Genomic DNA, 234 nt, shown 5'->3' on the forward strand with positions numbered 1-234 from the left:
AATGCCGATTTTGAAAATATCGAATACGCTAATCATGAGGCGTCCATTGTGTATCGAGGTGCGCCGCCCCGAAGAGCGGCGCAGGGGAATTAACTGAACAGAGAGTAGAAAATAGCAGAGATAGCGATCAGGCCCATAATCACAACGAACACGTTGCTGATATGGCCGCTGTATTTACGCATTGCCGGTACTTTCTGAATCGCATACATCGGCATCAGGAACAGAATCATCGCG

General features: G+C 48.3%; 1 pseudogene. It reads right to left on the reverse strand.

The window, feature by feature from the left end:
• Positions 1-89: 89 nt before the first annotated feature.
• Positions 90-234: pseudogene (locus tag FDX22_RS22140) on the reverse strand (HAAAP family serine/threonine permease); the annotation flags it as partial.

This window comes from Citrobacter sp. TBCS-14 (genome assembly GCF_005280805.1).
In the GTDB taxonomy this organism is placed as follows: Bacteria; Pseudomonadota; Gammaproteobacteria; order Enterobacterales; family Enterobacteriaceae; genus Citrobacter; species Citrobacter gillenii.